Source organism: Actinomadura physcomitrii (assembly GCF_008923205.2).
In the GTDB taxonomy this organism is placed as follows: Bacteria; Actinomycetota; Actinomycetes; order Streptosporangiales; family Streptosporangiaceae; genus Spirillospora; species Spirillospora physcomitrii.
On the sequence record NZ_WBMS02000015.1, the window covers coordinates 168,787 to 187,542 of the forward strand.

At 69.5% G+C, this 18,756-nt stretch carries 19 protein-coding genes; 4 read left to right on the forward strand and 15 right to left on the reverse strand.

All coding sequences use genetic code 11. The annotated features are described in order from the left end of the window. Positions 1 to 13: 13 nt before the first annotated feature. From F8568_RS20660 to F8568_RS20730, 15 genes are all read right to left on the reverse strand, one after another. Positions 14 to 2,797, reverse strand: coding sequence for a BTAD domain-containing putative transcriptional regulator (locus tag F8568_RS20660; RefSeq protein ID WP_151595238.1), 2,784 nt, complete (start codon positions 2,795 to 2,797; stop codon positions 14 to 16). After that, on the reverse strand, positions 2,794 to 3,255 hold the full coding sequence (locus F8568_RS20665; protein ID WP_160573682.1) for a TadE/TadG family type IV pilus assembly protein: 462 nt from the start codon (positions 3,253 to 3,255) through the stop codon (positions 2,794 to 2,796). Before F8568_RS20665 ends, F8568_RS20660 begins: the two co-directional genes overlap by 4 nt. Beyond that, entirely contained in the window at positions 3,252 to 3,641 is a 390-nt protein-coding gene (locus F8568_RS20670) for a TadE/TadG family type IV pilus assembly protein (protein ID WP_160573683.1), read from the reverse strand. The genes F8568_RS20665 and F8568_RS20670 overlap by 4 nt, the downstream gene beginning before the upstream one ends. A 65-nt stretch (positions 3,642 to 3,706) precedes the next feature. Further along, positions 3,707 to 4,102, reverse strand: coding sequence for a pilus assembly protein (locus tag F8568_RS20675; protein ID WP_151595243.1), 396 nt, complete (start codon positions 4,100 to 4,102; stop codon positions 3,707 to 3,709). Next, entirely contained in the window at positions 4,099 to 4,323 is a 225-nt protein-coding gene (locus F8568_RS20680; RefSeq protein WP_151595245.1) for a hypothetical protein, read from the reverse strand. The genes F8568_RS20675 and F8568_RS20680 overlap by 4 nt, the downstream gene beginning before the upstream one ends. 34 nt (positions 4,324 to 4,357) lie before the next feature. Next, the gene (locus F8568_RS20685; RefSeq protein ID WP_151595246.1) at positions 4,358 to 5,245 is read right to left on the reverse strand and encodes a type II secretion system F family protein; all 888 of its coding nucleotides are present in this window, start codon (positions 5,243 to 5,245) and stop codon (positions 4,358 to 4,360) included. After that, positions 5,242 to 6,129: a type II secretion system F family protein gene (locus F8568_RS20690; protein WP_151595248.1), complete on the reverse strand. Its 888-nt coding sequence runs from the start codon at positions 6,127 to 6,129 to the stop codon at positions 5,242 to 5,244. Before F8568_RS20690 ends, F8568_RS20685 begins: the two co-directional genes overlap by 4 nt. Next, complete coding sequence (locus F8568_RS20695; protein WP_151595250.1) at positions 6,126 to 7,349, reverse strand: CpaF family protein; 1,224 nt, start codon at positions 7,347 to 7,349, stop codon at positions 6,126 to 6,128. The genes F8568_RS20690 and F8568_RS20695 overlap by 4 nt, the downstream gene beginning before the upstream one ends. Before the next feature lie 161 nt (positions 7,350 to 7,510). Next, complete coding sequence (locus tag F8568_RS20700; protein WP_151595252.1) at positions 7,511 to 8,287, reverse strand: hypothetical protein; 777 nt, start codon at positions 8,285 to 8,287, stop codon at positions 7,511 to 7,513. Position 8,288: 1 nt separating this feature from the next. Further along, a complete protein-coding gene (locus F8568_RS20705; protein WP_151595254.1) occupies positions 8,289 to 8,999 on the reverse strand; it encodes an SAF domain-containing protein in 711 nt (236 codons plus the stop codon). Continuing rightward, on the reverse strand, positions 8,996 to 9,766 hold the full coding sequence (locus F8568_RS20710; protein WP_151595256.1) for a hypothetical protein: 771 nt from the start codon (positions 9,764 to 9,766) through the stop codon (positions 8,996 to 8,998). Before F8568_RS20710 ends, F8568_RS20705 begins: the two co-directional genes overlap by 4 nt. 1 nt (position 9,767) lies before the next feature. Continuing rightward, the gene (locus tag F8568_RS20715) at positions 9,768 to 10,316 is read right to left on the reverse strand and encodes a hypothetical protein (protein WP_151595258.1); all 549 of its coding nucleotides are present in this window, start codon (positions 10,314 to 10,316) and stop codon (positions 9,768 to 9,770) included. 228 nt (positions 10,317 to 10,544) lie between these two features. Continuing rightward, positions 10,545 to 11,339: a hypothetical protein gene (locus tag F8568_RS20720; RefSeq protein ID WP_151595259.1), complete on the reverse strand. Its 795-nt coding sequence runs from the start codon at positions 11,337 to 11,339 to the stop codon at positions 10,545 to 10,547. Between the two features lie 603 nt (positions 11,340 to 11,942). Then, positions 11,943 to 12,851: an aminoglycoside phosphotransferase family protein gene (locus F8568_RS20725; RefSeq protein WP_151595261.1), complete on the reverse strand. Its 909-nt coding sequence runs from the start codon at positions 12,849 to 12,851 to the stop codon at positions 11,943 to 11,945. A 19-nt stretch (positions 12,852 to 12,870) separates the two neighbouring features. After that, a complete protein-coding gene (locus tag F8568_RS20730; protein ID WP_151595263.1) occupies positions 12,871 to 14,082 on the reverse strand; it encodes a hypothetical protein in 1,212 nt (403 codons plus the stop codon). Positions 14,083 to 14,354: 272 nt separating this feature from the next. Between F8568_RS20730 and F8568_RS20735 the strand changes: the two genes are divergently transcribed. The 4 genes from F8568_RS20735 to F8568_RS20750 all read left to right on the forward strand — a co-directional run bounded on the left by F8568_RS20735 (position 14,355) and on the right by F8568_RS20750 (position 18,745). Next, a complete protein-coding gene (locus tag F8568_RS20735; protein ID WP_151595264.1) occupies positions 14,355 to 14,777 on the forward strand; it encodes an ATP-binding protein in 423 nt (140 codons plus the stop codon). A 219-nt stretch (positions 14,778 to 14,996) separates the two neighbouring features. Then, positions 14,997 to 15,494 carry an ATP-binding protein gene (locus F8568_RS20740; RefSeq protein WP_151595266.1) on the forward strand — a complete coding sequence of 166 codons (498 nt, stop codon included), beginning with the start codon at positions 14,997 to 14,999 and terminating at the stop codon, positions 15,492 to 15,494. Positions 15,495 to 16,325: 831 nt separating this feature from the next. Then, complete coding sequence (locus tag F8568_RS20745; protein WP_151595268.1) at positions 16,326 to 17,360, forward strand: MarR family transcriptional regulator; 1,035 nt, start codon at positions 16,326 to 16,328, stop codon at positions 17,358 to 17,360. 95 nt (positions 17,361 to 17,455) lie between these two features. Beyond that, complete coding sequence (locus tag F8568_RS20750; RefSeq protein WP_151595270.1) at positions 17,456 to 18,745, forward strand: AAA family ATPase; 1,290 nt, start codon at positions 17,456 to 17,458, stop codon at positions 18,743 to 18,745. Positions 18,746 to 18,756: the final 11 nt, after the last annotated feature.

Here is an 18,756-nt window from a genome sequence, read left to right on the forward strand (position 1 = left end):
CCCCCGCGGAACCTCACTCCGATGCTTTGGACGGCCGCCGTCCGGACAGGGGCCTTGGCTGACGGAGGTCGGCCAGGAGCCGGGAGGTTTCCTCGCAGGGTTCCGCGTCGATCTCGTCGAGGCGGAGTTCAAGGAGTCGGTAGGTGCGCTGGACGGCGTCTGAGCGGCCGAGTCGTGCCTGTAGGCGCATGATCTCCTGGTAGAGGGGCTCGGTGTAGAGATCGAGGGTGATGGCCCGTTCGAGGGTGGCGAGCGCCGACTCGGGTTTGTCTTCTTTGACGAGCTGAACGAAGTGGCCCAGGGCGTCGACGACGGTGCGACGGAGATGTTCGCGGTAGGTCTCGGCCCATGCGAACTCGAAGTCGTCGGCGAACCCTCCGGTGTAGAGGTCGCTTACCAGGGCGAGCGCGTTGATTCGGTTGTCGGCGTCCTCGTCGGCTACGGCTCGCTTGGCGTCCGCGAGTGTGGCGGTCAGTTGCCAGAGGTCGACGTCGACGAGGTCGTGATCGATGCGGTACCGGCCAGCGGTGTGGATGAGGAACCTGGGTTCGGTGAGGCCGGTCGCGGTACGGAGGACTCCGCGGATGCTGGAGGTGGCGCTGTTGAACCGGTTGACCCCGGATTGGGGCGTGGCGTCTGGCCAAAGTGCACCGATGGCTTGATCGCGGGTGACGCCCTTGGGGTGCAGAGCGAGGTAGCCGAGCAGGTGTCTGGCTCCTTTCCGTAGGCCGGTGGCGATGGGGCCATCCGCGGTGTGCAGGAGAACCGGCCCGAGCACTTGAAGCCGGGCGGGAGCTCGATGCCCTTCGGCGACGCGCCGGGGCGGCGGGACGAGGCTTGTGACGCTGGGCGGGACGGGTTCAGACGGCGTGTCGGCGGCCTGCGGGGACGCGGACACATCAGGTTCGCTGCCGTTGGCGGTCTGGATGGTCTGCAGCATGCCGGCGGCGTCGTCTGCGGTCAGATGGAACAGGCGCGCTTGCACGAACTGGTCGGAGTCGGGGCCGTGGGCGGCGGTGACGGTGCCGTCCGCGGCCAGGTCCAGACTCGTGCCGGCCTGCCAGGCGCCGAGGATCAGCGCGCCGATGCAGTAGCGGCGGCCGAGCGCCGCAAGGGCGTGTACGGCGGCGTCGCCGTGTTCAGGGACCTTCGCCACCAGGAGCATCGTCGGCAGAGGCTCGCCCGGGTCCTCCACGCGCAGCGCGGGTACGTCGGGCAGTTCGTCCGCCTGGAGCATCCGGCCGCGGCGCAGGAGTTCAGCCTCCAGGCGTTCGATGGCACTGCTCAAAGACGGCGTGATGATCAGGCCCTCGAGTGCCGTGGACAGGCCGGCGATGTCGGCGCCGGGGAAGAGTACCTGCGCGTCGGCCTGCGGAATGATGATCTCGGCGTGGTAGCGGCGGGCCTTGGGCACGAGTTCGGTGGCGATGGCGCGGACTGCGGCGTGGGCGCCGTCTCCAGAGAGTCCGAGGCTGAGGCCGGGCAGGGGAACGGAGACAGGACGGTCGCCGCAGGTGCCTATGACGAGGGAGTTGGGCCCTTCGGCCAGCAGCTCTTCGTAGGCGAGTTCGCCGTCGGACGGTAGAGGGGCGTCGTGATCGGCGTAGGTCGCCATGTGGGCCTGGCGTGCCTTGAGGACCGGAGCGGGAATCGGGAGCTCGGCTGGGCTTCCGTACGAGGTCGGGTCGGTATTGATCGGGCGTCGGCGCCGTCGGTGCAGGCGGGTGGCGGCTACGGCGGCGCTGAGCGCGGCGGCGAGACCGAGCCCGATCCGGGAGCCGGACGGCAGGGTGACCGCCAGCGGCGAGCGGTGGTCGTCCTGGTGGCTGGGTGTGGAAGGGCTCGGGCTGACTGGGTGGTCGGCGGGTGGCGCCACGACCGGGGTCGGCACCCGCGACGGTGTCGTCTTCGCTGACGGTGATCGAGGCGGCGCTGGCGCCGGGGCGTCACTCGTCTCCTGCTGTTGGGACGGCCCGGAGAGCGCGGCTTTGTCCGTTGAGGTGGTCCGCGATGGTGAAGACGTGCTGCCTGGTTCACCGAGCCGCGGGAGCCGGACACGCTGGCCTGGGTAGAGGTCATCGGGATCGGTCAGGGCGGGGACGCCGTCAGGCTGGTCGACACGCTGGCTGCTTTCGAAGATCTTGGGGTAGAGGACGCCTGACCCGTAGGTGCGCTGGGCGAGGTCCCACAGGGTGTCGCCGTGCTCGATGGTGTGGGTCCGCCAAGGACGTTCGGACCCTTGAGCGGGCGGGGTCTGGGCGGCCAGCAGCGGGGTCCAGTCGGATGTCGTCGGCTCTGGTGCTGGTGTCTCGTGTCCATGCGTCGAGCGGCCCGGGGCGTTGGGCTCTGGGTCGGTGGCGGCGTGGACGCCGGTCGCGGCGTGCGTCTGCGCCGCGGCGGACGCCGAATTGGCGATGGACGCGACGGTGGAGAAGGTCAGCGTCGCCATGGTGGCCAGATCCCGGATCAGCTGCTGAAGCGGACGGATCGGCCCCCGCAGGATGGCAGTGGAACAGTCGGCCAGGTACCTGATCGCCTCGATGATGCTGGTGAGGACGAACAGCAACCATGCACCCCAGCCGATCAGCGTGAGGACGGCGATGAAGAACTGGCCGTCGTCGTCCGGCCGCATCAAGGTGATGCGGACCTCCTCCCAGGACGGCATCCTGTCCGGGATGGGAGATCCCATCATCTTGTACATCCCGATCGGGAATCCGACCAGCAGGCATGCGAACAGCGTCAGAGCGCCGAGGCCGCGTGCGAAGTCGGCGAGTCGGCTGGTGCCGGTGTAGGTCATGGCTGGTGGGGTCCTTCCACTCCGGTGGTCAGGTTGGCGGTCGCGTCGGCGTCGGCGTGCAGGGCGGAGATACCGATCAGGGAGAGGAAGCGCGCAGGCCGGGTGATGGTGACGTGGACGCGGATGGTGTGGGCGCCGGTGGTGGTCGCGGTGCCGCTGTATCCGCCGGCGCGCAGGTAGGAGCGGGCGGCGCGTAGTGCGGACCGTCGGTCCACGACGAATCGGCCTCGCATGTAGGCGTGGTCGAGGTCGACGTGTCCGGTGCCTGCGCGGGCGGCTTCCTGGGCGGCGGTTTCGGCGTCTTGCCGGGCTTCGAGGACCTGCTCGAAGTCGACGACGGCGCCGAAGAACACCAGGACGACCAGGGTGATGATGACGGTGAAGACGCTGACGCTCCCGCGCTCGGACTGCTGCGCGAGTCCGCGAGCACGCGAGAGTGCCGAGGTGATGGCGCTCACCGAGTGGCCCGGTAGGGGTCGATGGGCGATCGGTGGGTCTTGGTGACGGTTCGTGAGCCCGGCATCCAGGTCAGTGCAAGGTCGCTCAGCTGGATCACGCAGGTCACACGCGCCGACACCGTAGCCGCTTGCCCGACTGGGCGGTGAAAGCCGGACAGGTCGAGCCGGACGGACGGTGCGCAGTGCAGGCCCCGGTCGTGCAGGGTGTGCGTTGCGCTGGCGGTCGCGTCGGCGCGAGCTTGCCCGGCGGTGCGAGCGATGGACGCCTGGCGTGCAGCGTCGGCGGCGGCTTGCGCGACCACCGCGCTACCGTGCACGACGCGCATCGTCACGAGCAGTCCGGCCAGGAAGATGATGAACACCGGCGCGAGGATCGCGGTCTCCACGACAGCGTTTCCCGCGTCCCCTGCCATGGCGACGTCCTGCCTGAGCGCGCTCCAACGTTTCGAGGTCATGCCGGTCCAGGAGTCGTGAACCGTTCACGGGCACCGCGAGCCGTCCTGGACACGGCGAAGTTGACGCCTGGCAGCAGCGATGGTGCGGTGCCGGTCACCCGTACGGAAATGGTGTTCGCGCCCGACACGGTGATGGTCGGCGTTTGCAGGACGGGCTCGCTGCGGGCGAAGGACGCCGCAGCGGCGCGTCCTTGCACGAAGGTGCCCTGGCGGGCGCGGGCGACGCGCAGGCCCTCTTCGGCGGCCGACTGCGCGACATCGCGGGCGACCGACACCATCACCGCTTGTGCGAGCGTGAGGAACAGCAGGCCGACTGCCGGGAATGTAATGGCTGCCGCAATGGTGGCCGATCCTTGATCGCGGCGGTGTCGGCTCGCCTTGCGGCCGTTCACGGGCCTGTGGATCCAGGGATCTTGCCGAGCCAGCCGTGCACCTTGCTGGACACGGCCATGTAGACCACGAAGGCCAGCCTGGCGAAGCCCGCGACGATGATGATCGTCTCGACGACGCCCGAGCCGCGGTCGCCGCGGTCGCGCAGTTCGGCGGCGGCTCTTCGGGCTCGGTCTTGGACGGCGAGTGCGGCGCGGATCGCCGCAGCGTTGAGCGTGTTCATGGTCCCCCGATGCGTTGGTGCGTGAGGCCGGGCGTTAGCCGGATGCCAGGAGTTTGGAGAAGAAAGGGAAGCCGACAAGGATCACGAAGCCGAGCATGAGCAGGCTGGTCGGCACCCACATCGCGGTGGTGCGGGAGTTGGCCTCGGCGCGTGCTGAGGCGGACGCCTCGTGCCGCATCGAGGCGACCTTGGCGACCAGGACGTCGTGCATCTTGGCGCCCTCGCTCCCGGCGATCTCAGCGGTGTGAGCGAGGTCGATCAGGTCGCGGACGCCGATCTCCTCACCGAGCCGGGACAGGGCGCGCCAAGGCTGCTCCTGTCCGTGCCGGGCTCGGGTGAGCGCCTGGTGGACGCGCTGGAACGGCCATCCGCTGTTGATCTTCGCCGGGTCCTCCAACGCGGCGTTCAAGGCGGCGCCGGCCTGGCGTTCCAGGACGACGAGCTGAAGGTAGGAGGAGAACGCGTAGCGGAAGTCGCGGCGGCGCTGGCGAGCCTGCGAGCGCATGTTCCAGTCCGGAACGAACCACAGGACGACGGCGAGGGCGAGCGCGCTGACGGCCGGGAACTTCCACGTCGGCGATCCTCCGGCCAGCGCGACCAAACCGCCTAAGAGCAATGGAACGACGAGGCCGGTGACGAACAGGACCAGCTTGTCGAGCATGAACCGCTCAACGGGACGTCCGAGCAGCGCCAGATCAGTGCGCGGGACGGCGAGCGCCCCGGCCGGATGGGCGAGGCGTCCGGCCAGCCACCGGCCGAGGCGCTCGCCGATGCTCAGGTCGTCGGTCGGCGGTGAGGGGAGCAGCGTGGGCTGGATCCGGGCCAAAGCCGCGTCCAAGCGCGGAGGTGGAGGCCATAGTTCGCGGACGAGCATGATGGCGCCGACGGCGCCCAGACCTCCGGTGACAGCAGCTCCGATCACAGGTCGGCTCCCTGCGCGGCAGATTCCGGGTGCTTGGCGTGCATGAACCTTGCCCCGGTCGACAGCACGGAGAGCCGCCGCATCCACCACAGGCCGGCCGCATAGATGGCCGCGACCACGGCGAGCACCGTCTGCCCGAGCGCGGTGCCGTAAGGCGCCGCGAACGTCTGGGACGAGGCGAACAGCACGCTCAGGGCCATGACCGAGCCCACGATGACGATCAGCGTCGTGCGCAACCCGGCTCGTTCGGCCTCGACGTCCCGGCGGACGAGGACTTCCTGCTCGACGGCGTCGGCCAGCAGCCGCAACGCCTCGCGCGTCCCCGGGCCGCGACGCCGGGCGGCCAGCACCAGCGCGCAGGCGATCAGATCGCCGATCGGGTCGTCCAGCTCGTCGGCGAACGCCCGCAGCGCCTGTTCGGTGTTGGCGTGGTTGTTCAGTCTCGTAGCCAGCACGGTGACCGGCCCGCGAATCGCCTCGGGCGCGATGCGGGCGCTATCGGCCAGCGCCTGCTCCAGGCCCCGGCTGGCGCCCATCATCTCCGCGAGCCGCCGCGACCACTGCGCCAACGCGTCCAGCCGCGCGATCCGGCGTTGCGGTGCCCGTCCCGACAGCATCGGCGGCACCGCGTACACCCCGGCCGCCACCGCAACCGCGGCAACCGGCCACCAGGAGGTCAACAGCACCAGCAGCCCGGCGACGAGCGCGGCCAGCAGCCGGTTCTGCCGACCCGGCCATGCCGATGAGCGGACCAGTAGTCGAAGCCGGGACGGCGGCCGGGGCACCGCGCCCGCAGGCTCGCCTCCTCGCAGGCCGGTCACCAGCGCGATGACACCGGCGGCGGCGCACAGACCCGCGAACGCGGCGGGCAACATCGCCATCATGTCCAGCTCCCGCCCGCGACGACTGCGTCCGACTCCAGCAGCGCTGGGTCGAAGCCGTGCCGGTTCAGTTCGTCCAGGAGCCCGGTACTGATATGGCCACCCGCAGGAGTTGCGCGGCCGTCCGGTCCCCGGCTGAAGATCAGGTTGCGGGTGGGTTCGGCCGAATCGGCGGGCGGGCCGACTTCCATCACCTGGGACACGTACCGCTCGTTGCCGGCGGCGTCGCGTTCGAGGTGGACGACGAGGGGCTGCGCGAGCCCGAACATCAGGTGCAGGTCTTCGGCCGCGAGCCCGAGACCGGCGCGGCGGCCGAGCTGGACGACGCGGCTGAACACGTGCTCGGGCCGGTGCACGTGGAGCGTGCACATCGAGCCGCGCGCCCCCGAGTACATCACCTCCAGCATCGGCGCCAGTTCCCCGTGCCGCGCCTCGCCCACGATCACCCGATCCGGATTCAGCCGCAGGCAGGCCGGTACCAGGTCCTGCAGGCGCACTTCGCCGGCGCCTTCGGCGTTGGCCTGCCGTGCCTCCATGGCGACGACATCGTTGTGCCGGTGCGCCAGGCGCGGGTCGTCCAGGAACAACTCGAAGTCGCTCTCCAGCGTGATGACCCGCTCCTCGGGCGGAATCTCGTTGGCCAGCGCCCGCACCAGGGTGGTCTTGCCGGTGTTGACCTCCCCGCACACGATGATGTTCCGCCGCGCCCGGATCGCCGCGCGAAGGAACCGCTCCAGCGGCTCAGTCAGCGTGCCCAGACGGGCGAGCTGCGGGAGCGTGACGTCCACGAGGCGGTGCACGCGGATCGCCAGGTGTGGATGCCGCGACACCCAGCCCACCACCGCGAGCCGTACTCCATCAGCGAGCGCGACGTCCAGCAGCGGCGACGCGTGGGAGAACTCCCGCCCGGTGTTGCCGCGACGCGCCAACAACTGGACCCATTCGAGGAGGTCGTCATCGCTCTCGGAGACCTGCGGGCCGGGCTTCTTCGAGCCGTCGGTGAAGGTGATCCAGGTCTGGCGGCAGCCGTTGACCACGATGTTCTCCACATCGGAACGCTCCAGGAACGGCTGCAGCGGACCGAGCCCGAAACGCCGGTCGAACACCGCACGCGCTATCTGGCACCGTTCCTCCGCAGAGACGACGCGGCCCGACCGCACCTGCTCGTCCGCCCACGCCTCTACCTGGGAGTCGATGAGCTGGCGCGCTCGCACCCGGTCCATACCGTCCACGAGGACATCCGCCAACTGTGCCGACACACCCCGTACCGCGGCCCAGAGGATGGACCCGCCCTCAGCAGGCCACGTCTGGGGCGCGCGGCCGGCGGAGACCGATGAACCGTTCCGGACGCTCCGTAGACTCGCGGACGGCCAGCCGGGCGCGGTCACAGGGCGGCTCCCTCAAGCGCCGGGACGGTGTCCATGCGTTCGGCCGCAGTCGAGCGGACCCGTCGGCCGAGACCGCGGAGTGATTGCATCAGCAGCGAGGTTCGGAAAGTCACCCGGGGACGAGCGCCATCGGACAGCACCCGCGCTTCGGACGGTGCGTACGGCAGTTCGCGCAGCACCGGTACACCGAGGACCCATTCCACCTCCGCCGGACCGTAGGAACCGTCAGCGATCAGGCACAGTCCCACGGACACCCGATCGCCGAGCAGTTCCTTCAGCGCCTCCAGGCGTGGCCGGGCTGCGTCGACCTGCCGCAGCGTGGGCTTCAGCACCATGACGACCGCGCGAGCGGCCCGCAGCAGCTCGGTCGGTGTGTCACTGCCGCCGACCCTTCCCAGGTCCGCTATCACATCGCCGTCTCGAGCCACTGCCGCCGCGGCGAGTCGGTGCCACACGGGCTTTAGCAGGGATCCGTGCCGTGGGTCGCGCAAGCCGTGCAGGAGTTCGACGCGGCCGTCGTCCATGATCGGTACGACGTATTCCTCCAACGGAACGGGCGTGTTCGCCCCGGTGTCGGCTGCCATGGCAAGCCCGAGCAGTCCGGGACCGGCGGATTCGCGGAGCCGGTTGGCCATGAATCCGGGCAGGACGCAGCGTCCGGCCGGATCGCATTCGGCCAGCAGAACCTTGCCGGGCCACGTCAGGGCCAGGCCCAGCGCGGTGGTCGTCGCCCCCGGCGATCCACCTGGCGAGATCACGCAGTACAGCGCCATGTCAGGCTTGCCTCTCCGTCACTACGAGCACCACCAGCCCGGCCGCCGCTTCGCGGGCCAGGGTCGAACTGTCCAAGTCGGCCACCACAAGCGACACCGTCATCGCACCCTCCGTGTCGGGTCCGTTGACCTCGTCGACCACCGCTGGCACGTCTCGCAGGCCGGTGCTCTGGCGGCTCGGTGCGCTGGTGTCCGCGGCCGCCTGGTCCTGGTTCCCGGACGTGAACACGACCCGCACCTTCCAGCCCGGTGCCAGCCCCGGCGGCATCGCGCTCGACTTCAGCGGGACGGTCACCAGCGCTTCGCCTCGCTGCGGGCCCGGCTGCGCCGTCAGCTGCCATGCGGCCAGAAGCGACCCCTTCCGCAGGCCGATCGCCGCCCTTCGACCGACGACGTCTCGGAGTTGCCGTCCCGGGACGGTCGTGACGGCGGGATCGACCGCCACCCGTGTGACCTGGAGGTCGGCGGGGGTGAGCTTGTGCCCCATCGGGACATCACGTGCCAGCAGCACGACCGAAATGCGGTTCCCGGACGCCTGGACCATCTGCACGTTCACGATCACCGCGATCAGCACCAGGACCGCCGCACCCACGATCCGCAGCGGCCGGCGTTGCCGTGGCAGCGGCGGCAACCGTGCCGACGACCCCGGCTCCTGGCCGCGCGCCCCCTTCGACAGGAATCGCCTGGGCAGCGTGCTCGTGGTCGGTTTCATGACCCTCCTCGTCCGTAAAGGCTCTGCGCTTCGGCCACCCGCAGCCGGAACACGGTCGAACGCGTTAGCGGGGGCAAGGCTCCGCCCGATCCGTCCGAACCTCGCCAGGTGCCGCCCCAGGTCGCCGACACCCGTACGCGATAGGCATGTCCGGGCTCGTGAAGCGACGACTGCTGGAAGGTGTAGGAGCAGTTGGTGTGCTGCGCCGCAGCCGCCCGCGACTTGTCATAGGCGGTGCCCGGCCCCGGGCATCGGACGACCGGCCGCCCGTAACCCGGATCGATGGTCGTGCTCTGCAGGCGGGCGGTCACCTCGACCCAGACGCCACGAGCCGCGACGCGTCCGCTCCGTGAATGCGAGTTGGTGACCCAGAACCATTCCGGCAAGCCCACCAGCCCATCCGAGCCGCGTGGCGGAGCCGTCCGCACCACCGGAGCGGGAATCGGCATCCGCGTCCACTTCTCCAGCGCCAACTCGGCGGGCGAGATCTTGGGCGCCTTACCGCCCTGGTGCGCCGGCTCGCAGACCTGGACACTGTTGCTCAACGTCCGGCAGTCGTGCGGCCCCATCTCGTCCGATTCCTCAGCCTCATGAGCAGCGGACTTCGGCGCCGACGGCGAGGAGGCCGGCGGGTTTCCGTCGTCGCCGGCCCCGAACTTGTAGCCGTAGATGTTGGTCGTCGGCGGGATCGGGTCGCGGGGCGGCGGCGCTACGAGGGAGGTGGTGGAGGCGATGACGCCCATGAATATGGGAACCAGCGTCTCCAAATCAGCACCCCTCCCCGAGAGTGATGCTCTTGCTGACTCGCCACTTCCCATCGCGCCCCTTTATCAGCAGGGCTTTGGTGCTGTCCTCCTTGACGCCCCGGTTGACCTTCTTCTGCGTCACCGAATTGATGAGCCCTGCATTTCGGGTGTCCTGGCAGTCGAGGACCGTGGCACCGTTCGTGGTGAGCTGGACGCTCGTCACATGCACGATGACATTCCCGTAGGTTGTGAGATGCTGCTTCTTCATCACGGCGATGCGTTTCAGTACTCGCGAGAGTTGAGGCTCGGCCATGAGGGTGGCGAGCTGCTGCCTCCGGGATTCGGCGGGCAGAGAGTCCGCCCGGTCCAGCATCGCAACGAAATTCCGGTAAGCCAGTTCGGCTGCCTTCGCGTCGGCCGCCGATGACGAGCCCAAAGGCGTCCTGGAATCGGTCGACGACGGCAGGGCAACAGCCTGTTGCCCGCCGCTGCATCCCGACAATGCCACGACGGCGCCCACCGCACCGAGCAGGCAGGCGAAAGATGTAGGACGTCGACCGATCCCGGACAAGTCTCCTCCTCCACGTTCCCGATCATTAACGTGCGCTCTCACGCGTTACCGGGGTGGGATCGTGATTGCGACGTCGAGCGATCGTAGGCGTACGCGACGGCGCTTTCGTTCATGTCACGCCGTCATGAGGGTAAATCCCCGTACATCTGAGCCCGACCACATCGACTTGCATGGACATATGCCCTATATGCCGCCGAGGTGAAGAGTGCTTCGCGGCTATCGGAGGAGTCACATTTCCGGACCGGGGAAGATGCCCTCTGCGGAGACGCGGCCGTCCCGGAGCGCGACGGCGAGCTTAGCCTCGGCGGCCTGCCGGCCCGTGTACAACCGCCACGCCGCCACGTCCCAGGCCTGCGCGAGGTCCTGAACGGTTCGGCCATCGAGCCGTGTAGCGACGATCAGTTCCGCTTCCTGCGGGGTGATGATGCCCTGGCGTGCCGCGTCCCGCACGAGGACGGCCAGGTCGACGTCCGGTGCGGATCTGCGTTCGCCCAGCTCACACGGGTTGGTGGGCAGCTCGCGGGTCGCACGGCAACGCGCACGGAAGGCGCCCTTGCGCGCCCACCGCATCAACCGTGCGGCGATGTAGGGACCATGGAGGTCGATGCGGGCCAGCTGCGCGACGAACTCGGTGAGCATCTCCGACACGATGTCGTCGATGAGCCCGTGCGGACTGGTCCGGATGACCTGGGCGGCCGTGGCCTTCAAGCCCGGCATCGCGACTCCGACGCATCCGATGACCCAAGCCGGGTCGCCCATGCGTGCACGGATGACCAGAGCGCGCCAGGCCGCGTCCTTCAGCTCGTCGGATGCGGTCTCGGCCAGCAGTAGCGTTCGCAGCTCGTTCAGGTCTACAGACCGGGCGGGCATGCCGTGTCCTATGGCGCGTCCGTCCACGGCCAGCGGATGCGGACCCGTGGTGAGGAGCTGGAAGGAGCGCTCGGCGACGTTCAGCGCGCGGCCGGTGTTCGTGTCCGCGGTCGTACCGGCGATGTGCTGGTCCTGGTTCTTGCGGTTGGTCATGACGCCCCCGAAGGTCGTGACGATTCGTTGGCGTCAGGTGTCTGATGAGGCACATGCACTTCATGAGCACTTCGTGAGCAGAACGTGCTGCTCACGAAGTGCTCATGAAGTGCTCAGAATCGCTCTGACCTGCATGAACGCTGCCGACCGGCCTGTGCTCACGCGTCGTCGGCAAAGTCGCGTCCGTGCTTAAAAAGCCGTCTACCTGGGCGTTCACCGCCTGCGGGATTCCTTGGTAAAGATCAGCAGCGGCCCTGGCGGCCTGCGCTCGGACGACGGGCGGCGTGACCGTCACCTCAGGCCGGCGGAGACCACCTCGAGCCACGGCCGAGGAGTGCGGCGACGATGTTGTCGGTCACGGGACGGGCGGAGTCCTCGTCGACCACTCCGTCCGCAGCGCGACCGGCCACACGAGATCGTCGAACCCCCAGCGCCGGGAACTGGCACATCGGCCGGCGCCCGATCCGAACTGGCGGCCGTCAAGATGATCTCCGGATTCCCCCGGTCATCCGTGTCCTCCGTGCCCGTTCGGCGAACACGCAGGCCATTGTGAGCGACCGATGACCAGAGCTTGTCGGGGCAGGCGTCAGTGGAACTGGCCTGCTACTTCATGCGGAGCGACCTGGGTGTATTCCAAGGGGCTCTGGGGTCGCCGCGTCGCAGGGTGAGGAGGCGATGGGCTACTTCTCGGCGGGCCCAGCCCTGATCGGCCGCCTTGCGAACGTAGGGACTCAGTCCGGTGATCTCGCGGACTTGTATCAATGTCTCGAACCCGGCCCAGCCGCTCACGTCCCAGGCGTAGGCGTCGGTGAACTCGCGGAGTTCGGCTGAGCTGTGACGGTCGAATCGGCGGCGCATGTAGTGGGGCTGTATGAGGTCCCATTCGCGGGGGCCGTGGGCGACGTGGTCCCAGTCGCCCAGGACGACGTCACCGCCTCGGACACGAATGAGGTTGTTGGAGTGGGCGTCTCCATGTATCAAGCCGGGCTCCAGGGTGGTCACCAGACCGGCCCATGCTGCGCGCAGTTCATCGATACGGGTGAGCAACCATGACCGATCTTGATCCGTCATCGCGTTCGGATGTCCGTCGACGGCCGAGGCGATGCTTGCGAGCGGATCGATGAGTCGTGGGAGTTCCATTGGCGGGTTCGGACGGTCGTGGAGGTCGCGCAGTAGCCGGCCGAGTTCGCGGCCGGTGCCAGGTGGTTCGCTGGCGGTCTCGAGGAGCCGCCACACCGAGACGACATGGCCCTTCACACTGAACGGCTCCATGTCGGCAGGTTCGGTGCAGCGGAAGCCCTCGGCCGCGAGCCATCGCGTCACTTCGACGGACTTCTTGATTCGGTCGAGGGCGTCCGGGTTGCCCGCGATCCGGACCAGCAGGCGCGCGGTCGGCAATGCCACGGCGGTGTTGCTGTGCTCACGGACCAGGCGCGCATCGTCCACCCGGACATGAAGCTGGTCTGCGACCGCATGAATCGCCGCGGCGACGTCATCGGGAAGAGCCCGCATGGGCTTGCTTTTCCCGGTCTTAACGGGCGCAATCGGCCAGCACCGGCTGCGCAGCTTCTCGCAGTTCGATGACGGACGGGTGGTCACGGTGGGCGGCGAGCGCGGCGAGCATCTCGGTGACCCGGACGCAGATGCGGCGCGAGGAGATCTGTGCGGCGAGCGCGAGCATCTCGTGGCCGCGGACGCAGGCCTGTTCGATGTCCAGTGTCTGGGCGTGTGCGATCGACAGGATGCCGAGGCTGAAGGCGCGTGGACGCAGATCTGTGCGGACCGACAGGCTCTCTTCGGCTGAGCGAGCGGCGTCTCGCCCCATGCCGAGGTTCACGTAGCAGCGAGCCTCTTCGTGCCGGAGGTGTCCCCAACCGTAGGCGCCCATCCAACTGGGTTCTTCCGCGGTGCCGGCCTGCCGGTAGGCATCCCAGACGTTGCCGAGGATCCGTTGGGTGCGTGCCCGGTCGCCGGTCAGCGACGATGCGAGGGCGGACTTGGTGGTCAAGAACGCCCGCCCGAGTGGGGGCGTGGTGCGGGCGACACCGACCGCGCCTTCGGTGTAGGCAAGAGCCTGTTGCACGTGGTCAGCGCGCTGCGCGGGCCTCGTGGCGAGGGCGGCCTTATGCATCTCGTGCTCGCCTCGGCGGGCCAGGACCCAGGCTGTCAGGGACGCGTCGCCGGATTCGTTGGCCATGCTCGCGGCTCGACCGAGCAGCATCAGGGATGCGTCCAGCCGGTCGGTGTCGAGGTTCATCGCCGAGACGCGCATGGCGAACTCGGTGGAGATGGCGAACAGCCGGCGGCGCAGCGCCTCGGGTGCGTGTCCGCGCAACCGGGGCTCAATGACGTCGGTCAGGTAGTCGGTGGCCTGCTGGCGGATCCGGGCGCCGCCGAACTGGCGATCGGAGGTCATGAGCGCGGTGAGCATGCCCCGGATCGCCTCCACGTCGCCCGCGCTGGGGTTGCGGTTGGCCGGCTCCTTGTGGCCGTCCTGGAAGAGTTCGTCCTCATCCATGTTCAGTGCCCTGGCGTACAGGATGCGGTAGCGCTCGGTGATCCGGACGACATCGCCTTCCTCCCACCGTTCGATGTAGCGGCGCAGGCTTCGGACGCTCGGCATCTTGTGCGGGTAGTCGGCGGCGTTTCGGAGTTCTTGCGCCATGCGCGGGATATCCCAGCCCAGTGCCCGGCGCTCACGGCGCATCCGGGCGCGCACTCGTGGAGTCGTCTCATAAGCCATGAGCGTGCACCTCGCCGCCTACCAGCCGTCCCGCGAACGTGGAGATGTCGCAAGCTGTCGAACATTGTCGGCTAGAGCCGCACCCCATGCCACGGCTTCACTAACAGTGACCGAATCGTCACCAGCACAGGGGAGGCAGCCGTGGCCCAAGCCACCAGCAGGACCTGGGACCGCGAAGGCGTTCGCGCGCTCCTCCGCGCCGACTTCCCCCGCGGGGACATGACGGGCGAGACCAGTGGCTTCGCCGCGCGCTCCGCACCAGGCCACCTCGCGTGCTTCTCCACGAACTCCTGATCCTGACGAAAGCCGTGACCATGCTCAGCGAAACCCGGGACGCACTCGTCCTGGACCCGACCCCACATGCTCCCGAGATCGCCCGCCAATTCGTGTCCAACCGCTTTGCCCAATGGGGCTTGGACGACTCCGACGGCCAACTCGTGGTCTCGGAGTTGGTGACCAACGCGCTTCTACATGGCACCGGCGCGATCGTGGTGCGTGTTCTCCAAGACGAGCACAGTCGTTTGCCGAAGGTCGAGGTGACGGACCGGGGCGCGGAGCGCCCTGTCCTGCGCCCGCCGAACTATGCGGCCGATTCGGGGCGCGGTCTTTCGATCGTCGCAGCACTCGCATCCGCCTGGGGCGTGCGCCCGCTCCCGGACGGCGGCAAAGCCGTCTGGGCGTTGCTGTCCGCCTGATCTCGAGCTGCAGCCGGCCTCCTCCGCGCCTCCCAGCGTGATCTGTCGTGGCCGAGTGTGAATGGTCGCGTTTTCAGCTCCGACTCCGCGCTGGCCTGAGACCCGCCATCAAGCGGTGCTCGGCTTGACGGACGGTAGCGAGGCGAGCACTACTACGTTTCCGCCTGGGCTGCCCTGTGGCCAGGCATCTGGGCGGACAGCATCCGAAAAGAAGAGGGGATGGAAATGGCATCGAAAGGCTGGAGCCTGTGCTCCGCGAGCGAGTGGCTCTGGGGATCGGAACCGATGCGCTGGCGCCGGGTGTTCCCAGGCCGCGCGGATCAGGTGACCACGGCCCGGCAGTTGGCGGCGTCGCTGTTCGCCGGAACGAGCCGGGAAGAGGAGGTGGCGATGGTGGTGGCCGAGCTGGCGAGCAACGCCGTGCTGCACACTCGGTCGGGCTACCAGGGAGGCTGGTTCGGGCTGGAGGTCACGTTGCAGGACGTCGCCTACATCGCGGTGACCGACCTGGGGGGCGGTTGCATTCCGACGATCCGCTCCGAACAGCCCGGGTGCGAGCCGCGGGTCAACGGACGCGGGCTGCTCATGGTGTCCAAGCTCGCGCTGTCGGTGGGGATTCACGGCAGCCCGGACACCGGTCACACGGTCTGGGCCGACGTCGATCTGCGCAGCAGGACGGCGACAGCGCCGGCGGAGGAGACGCCGCTGGCGTCATGAGGGAGGGCCCAGCCTGGGTCTAGCAGGCTGGCCCCTCAGGGGACAGGGTAGAGCAGATCCCCTTGAGGCCGAGGCTCCGTCCCGGCCCTGGTGCATCGCCGGGGCGCGGGCGGAGCCTGTCCTTGTTTGTGGCGTTTTCTCAGCATGTGCCCGCATGGGGTGGCGGGCCATGCCCATTGCGTCTTATCGGGGTTCCGGTCGGTCTTCTTTTCGGGGTTCTTTTCGGTCTTCTGTTTATGACCAGAAGCCCCTGGCGGGCCTGTTAATGCAGGTCGGCGCGGTCTTGCATCTTCTGTTCGTGCGCCCGACTCGTCACCAGGACGGCTCCTGGTAATAGCTCGCGGGTGTGGTCGATGGCTTGATGTGGACCTCTTCCCGGTCCTGCACTGCTGTACCCCTTCCTTCCACCCAGTTCCTGAACACGACCGCCGGCGCCGCCAGGCGCCGGCGGCCTCCCGCCGTTGGCGCCGGCCCCATGGCCACGAGGCCCTGCCCGACGCGCGAGTCGTACGAGGCGAGGCGGCCGCCGAGGTGATGTAGCGGGTCGCCGCGCCGTTCCGGCGCCTTTGGTGAGGCGTTTTCGCTGAAAGGCGCCGGGGTGGTCGCGCGGTCGGTGGCGTGCGCGGTTTCGGTGCGCGAAATAGGTGTTTGCGATTGCTTGGGTTTGGGTGCGTGCGGGCGCGAATGGTTACATCGTTCAGCCGTTGAGGTGATTAAAAATGTGGCCGCAGGCGCTTGCCTATCGTTGCGGCATCGAGAAATGGTCGTAGTCCCGGTGAACGGGAACGGCGCCGAATCGCGGTTGCCGCAACGAATGGAATGGGAGTCAAAATGGCCACGAAGAACACCGCCGCCAACACCGCCGCCAACACCGCCGCCACGGGTACGGATGGGAAGGGCGCCATTGGCGCGGAGGGGCCCGTGGACGGTGCCGCCGGTGTGTCGGGCGGGGCGCGTCCGGTGGGGGCGGCTGGCGCGGTGTGGGGCGCGCTGACGGGTAACCCGGGTGCGACGGTGGCGGGGATCGCGGCGGCGGCGGGTGTCAGCCGCGCGACGGTGTCCCGGACGCTGACCGCGCTGGAGGCTGACGGGCGCGCCGTCCGGACGTCCGGCGGGCGCGACGGCGGGAAGCGCCTGCCGGACACCTGGCACGCCACCCCCGACACCGTCACCCCCGACACCGGTGACGCGACGACCGGTGACGCCGTGACCGCGACCACAGGCGCCGGTGAGGCCGGTACGGCGCCGACCGGCCCCGCGTCGGACGCGCCCGCCGACGGGTCGGAGGGGGGCACGTCCGGCCCGGCGAACGTCGCCGACGGCACCGTCACCGAGGAGGCGACCGGTACGGACCCGACCGGCACCGGGGACGCGAACGGCGCGGACGCGAACGGCGCCGAGGACGGGGACGGGGGTGCGGGGTTGGATCCGGTGGCGGTGGCCGAGGCGCGGGACGCGCTGACGGCGTTGCGCGACGGGATTACGGCGGCGCTGACGGCGCTGGAGGCCGGGGACGGCGACACGGCGTTGGCGGCGGCGGAGGGTGCCTACAGCGGGTCGGGGTTGGTGCGGCGGTTGGTGCGGGCGGCGGCGCGGGGGCCGGTGCGGACGGCGTCGGGGCGGGTGAGGTCGCAGCCGGGGGCGATGCGCGCGAAGGTCGCCGCGCACCTGACCGCGCACCCGGGCGCGGCGTTCACGCCGCATGAGGTGGCGAAGGTGATCGGTCATTCGGCGGGCGCGGTGTCCAACGCCCTGGACCGGCTCGCCGAGGCCGGTGACGCCGAGCTGGTGTGCGAACGGCCCCGCCGGTTCACCACCACCCACCGCGCCATCGCGCGCGCCACCAACGCCCCCGCCGCGCACTGACCGCGCGCCCGGACCGCAGCGACTGCCATCCGGGGCGGGCTCCCTACCGCCCGCCCCCGGCACCACCGACCACCTCGTACCGCCGGAGGCATGTGATGACCAACGTTCCCACCACCGAGACCGCCACCGCCGCGACCACCACCGCCGCGCCGACCGTGAGCACCGCGACCGGCACAGGTGCACCGACCACCGGTACCGCGCCCGCCGCCGTTCCGGTGCCGGGTGGGCGCCTGGGGCAGGGCGAGTTGCGGCGCCGGGTCGCGACCGTGCTGGCCGACCGTCCGGGGAACCTGTTTAGCCCGGGTGAGATCGCCAAAGAGCTCGGCCGGTCGGCGGGTGCGGTCGCCAACGCCCTGGCGACCCTGACCGGCCGGGGTCAGGCCGAGCAGGTGTCGGGGCGCCCACGCCGCTACCGTGCCACCCCCACCACAGTTGACGCCACCAAAGGCAGTGGCGGCGCGGGCGCCGCCCGTGCGGTGCGCCGTAGTGCACCGGCGGCGCCCGCCGCCCCGCCGTCCGGCACCACCCCCGCACCCGCCACCGGTCCGGCGGCGGGTGCGGGTGCCGGGAAGGCGGCGGGGAAGGGCGTGAGTGGTCCGGTGGTGCGTCCGAACGGTCAGGCCTACCACCCGCGTGCGTTGGCGGACCTGCCCGACGTGGCGGCGCTTCGGCGGTTGCGTGAGGCGTCGATCGCGGCCCTGTTGTACGGGCCGCCCGGCACCGGGAAGACGTCCCTCGTTGAGGCGGCGTTCCCGGACCTGATCACGGTCGCCGGGGACGGTGACACCGCCGTCGCCGATTTCATCGGCGAGTACACCCAGGCCCCGGGCGGCGGTTACGAGTTCGTCTACGGGCCGCTGGTCACGGCGATGACCGAGGGCCGGTGCCTGTTCATCGACGACGCGACGTTGATCTCGCCGAAGGTGCTGGCGGTGGTGTATCCGGCGATGGACGGGCGCCGCCAGATCACCGTGAAGGCCCATAAAGGCGAGACGATCACAGCAGCCGAGGGGTTCTACGTGGTCGCCGGACACAACCCGGGCGTGCACGGCGCCGTCCTCACCGAGGCACTCGCCTCACGGTTCGCCGCACAGATCCAGGTGTCCACCGACTACGACCTCGCCACCACGCTGAAGATCGAACCGCGCGCGATCCGGATCGCCCGCAACCTTGCCCGCCGTCAGGCCTCCGGCGAGATTGGTTGGGCGCCGCAACTGCGCGAACTGATCGCCTTCCAGAAGATGACCAAGGTCCTCGGACCCGACGCGGCGGTCGCGAACCTGGTCGGCATCGCGCCCGAAGAAGACCGGGACATGGTCGCCGAGGTCATCAGTTCCGTCTACGGACGCGCCGTCACACCGCTGGCCCTCGGCCGCCAACTCTGACCCGCGCCACC

What these genes read in the sequence shown, in the direction of transcription:
- F8568_RS20660 (WP_151595238.1), bottom strand. Translation starts at nt 2,797, where the DNA reads ATGACCTACACCGGCACCAGCCGACTCGCCGACTTCGCACGCGGCCTC.
- F8568_RS20680 (WP_151595245.1), bottom strand. Translation starts at nt 4,323, where the DNA reads ATGAACACGCTCAACGCTGCGGCGATCCGCGCCGCACTCGCCGTCCAA.
- F8568_RS20690 (WP_151595248.1), bottom strand. Translation starts at nt 6,129, where the DNA reads ATGATGGCGATGTTGCCCGCCGCGTTCGCGGGTCTGTGCGCCGCCGCC.
- F8568_RS20695 (WP_151595250.1), bottom strand. Translation starts at nt 7,349, where the DNA reads ATGGACCGGGTGCGAGCGCGCCAGCTCATCGACTCCCAGGTAGAGGCG.
- F8568_RS20700 (WP_151595252.1), bottom strand. Translation starts at nt 8,287, where the DNA reads ATGGCGCTGTACTGCGTGATCTCGCCAGGTGGATCGCCGGGGGCGACG.
- F8568_RS20705 (WP_151595254.1), bottom strand. Translation starts at nt 8,999, where the DNA reads ATGAAACCGACCACGAGCACGCTGCCCAGGCGATTCCTGTCGAAGGGG.
- F8568_RS20720 (WP_151595259.1), bottom strand. Translation starts at nt 11,339, where the DNA reads ATGACCAACCGCAAGAACCAGGACCAGCACATCGCCGGTACGACCGCG.
- F8568_RS20725 (WP_151595261.1), bottom strand. Translation starts at nt 12,851, where the DNA reads ATGCGGGCTCTTCCCGATGACGTCGCCGCGGCGATTCATGCGGTCGCA.
- F8568_RS20730 (WP_151595263.1), bottom strand. Translation starts at nt 14,082, where the DNA reads ATGGCTTATGAGACGACTCCACGAGTGCGCGCCCGGATGCGCCGTGAG.
- F8568_RS20740 (WP_151595266.1), top strand. Translation starts at nt 14,997, where the DNA reads ATGGAAATGGCATCGAAAGGCTGGAGCCTGTGCTCCGCGAGCGAGTGG.
- F8568_RS20745 (WP_151595268.1), top strand. Translation starts at nt 16,326, where the DNA reads ATGGCCACGAAGAACACCGCCGCCAACACCGCCGCCAACACCGCCGCC.
- F8568_RS20750 (WP_151595270.1), top strand. Translation starts at nt 17,456, where the DNA reads ATGACCAACGTTCCCACCACCGAGACCGCCACCGCCGCGACCACCACC.